The following is a 1969-nucleotide window of genomic DNA, read 5'->3' on the forward strand; positions in this document are numbered from 1 at the left end:
GGAGTCCATGCTTGCGCATCTCGTTCCTGAATTTGTGGCTGGTGTATTGGGCGGATTCAATCGGTCGTCGCAACACCTTTGATCGAGGTGTTTATGGGGCGACCTGCAGGCTGGATGCAAAAGTTGACGGGACGTGGAGCGATGCGTTCGCCAGGTGCGCCGTCACTTCGTAATGAAATCGAGCGGTTGTTCTGGAAACAAATCGCAACCGGGATCACGAGCGAAAAAGCAGCGGAGGCTACTGGCGTATCATCAGCGGTAGGTACACGCTGGTTCCGTCATCGGGGCGGGATGCCATTGTTCATGTCTAACCAAATATCCGGAAGGTACTTATCGTTCGCAGAGCGAGAAGATATTGGGCTGCTTCGGGCGAAAGGTGTTGGCGTACGTGAAATTGCGCGTTTCCTTGGACGAAGTCCGTCGACAGTTTCACGGGAACTGACACGTAATGCTGCCACTCGTTGCGGTCGGCTTGAGTATCGAGCTTCAGTTGCACAATGGAAGGCAGAACTGGTTGCCAAAAGACCGAAGCCAGCGAAACTGTTGGCTAACCCGCGGCTGTGTCACTACGTGCAAGACCGTCTGGAGGGTAAAGTTCACGGCGCTAATGGTCGCGAGATTGTTGGGCCACGACAAGCTCCCTTCAAAGGCCGAAATAAACCACATCGCAGTGACCGTAAATGGGTCAATGGCTGGTCTCCCGAACAGATTACCAACCGGCTAAAGATCGATTTTCCGGACGATGAATCCATGCGCATCTCTCACGAAGCCATATATCAGGCCCTCTATATTCAGGGGCGAGGAGCTCTTAAGCGCGAGCTAGTGAGCTGCCTGCGCACAGGGCGAGCATTGCGTGTGCCGAGAGCTAGGGCGCAGGCCAAAACATGGGCGCACGTCAGCGAGGATGTCATGATCTCCAGTCGCCCTGCTGAGGTGGAAGACCGGGCTGTACCAGGGCACTGGGAGGGAGACCTGATCATCGGTCTGAACCGATCTGCGATTGGAACCCTGGTCGAGCGCTCAACTCGATTCACCATGCTCGTCCACCTGCCTCGCGAGGAAGGTTATGGGCTAATTCCTCGAACGAAGAACGGCCCGGCGCTGGTCGGCTACGGGGCGGTCACTATGGCCAATGCACTGAAGAAGACGGTGACTGACCTACCCATCGAATTGTGGCGATCTTTGACTTGGGATCGTGGAAAGGAACTATCTGATCACGCTCGATTTACCATCGAATCCGGAGTGAAGGTCTTTTTTGCTGACCCTCATAGTCCATGGCAGCGCGGCACGAACGAGAATACGAACGGTCTTCTGCGCCAATACTTCCCGAAAGGTACCGACCTGTCTCGCTGGAGTGCCCAAGAGATCCAAGCCGTAGCCCATGCGCTGAACACAAGGCCTCGGAAAACACTCGGCTGGAAAACACCTGCCGAAGCACTAAACAAGTATCTAAAATCCATTCAACAATCCAGTGTTGCGACGACCGGTTGAATCCGCCTTGGCAACCTTGATCGGAATGAAACAGCACCTCTGTTGGACGGCCTCGCAATTGAACTGCCATTCGCAACGCTTCGCAGGTCAGCGTGGCATCGGAAATCATTGAAAACGACCATCCCACGATTCGGCGAGCAAACAGATCCAGAACCGCCGCGAAATACATCCAGCGCTTGCCGACCTTGATGTACGTCACATCGCCACACCACACCTGGTTGATCGCCGTGACATCAAACTTGCGCTTGAGCACATGCGGCGCCACCAGAGCTTCCACGCCGGAAGATTTGTACTTGTGCCGCCGTCGCTGATGACTGGAGACTCCGGCTTCGCGCATCAAGCTACGAGCCATATGTCGCCCGACACGATGTCCCTTTGCTTGCAGCTCCTTGGAAAGGGTGCGAGACCCGGCGGACGCTCTGGATTCCTTGTGATGCTCGACCAGCACGGCTTTAAGTTTCTCCCGCTCAGGCTTCAC

Annotated in this window: 1 protein-coding gene and 1 pseudogene; one reads left to right on the forward strand and one right to left on the reverse strand. The window is 55.4% G+C overall.

Features of this window, described 5'->3' with window-relative positions; translation table 11 throughout:
- Positions 1-114: 114 nt before the first annotated feature.
- Positions 115-1491 carry an IS30 family transposase gene (locus K0F88_RS31915; protein ID WP_219097864.1) on the forward strand — a complete coding sequence of 459 codons (1377 nt, stop codon included), beginning with the start codon at positions 115-117 and terminating at the stop codon, positions 1489-1491.
- A 19-nt stretch (positions 1492-1510) separates the two neighbouring features.
- On the opposite strand, the pseudogene K0F88_RS31920 reads toward K0F88_RS31915, so the two are convergent.
- Positions 1511-1969, reverse strand: a pseudogene (locus tag K0F88_RS31920) (DDE-type integrase/transposase/recombinase); the annotation flags it as partial.

Source organism: Pseudomonas sp. UMAB-40 (assembly GCF_900095275.1).
Classification (GTDB): Bacteria; Pseudomonadota; Gammaproteobacteria; order Pseudomonadales; family Pseudomonadaceae; genus Aquipseudomonas; species Aquipseudomonas mandelii_B.

Bases quoted from the DNA above. Each gene is read 5' to 3' on its own strand.
- K0F88_RS31915 (WP_219097864.1), top strand. From the start codon at position 115: ATGCAAAAGTTGACGGGACGTGGAGCGATGCGTTCGCCAGGTGCGCCG.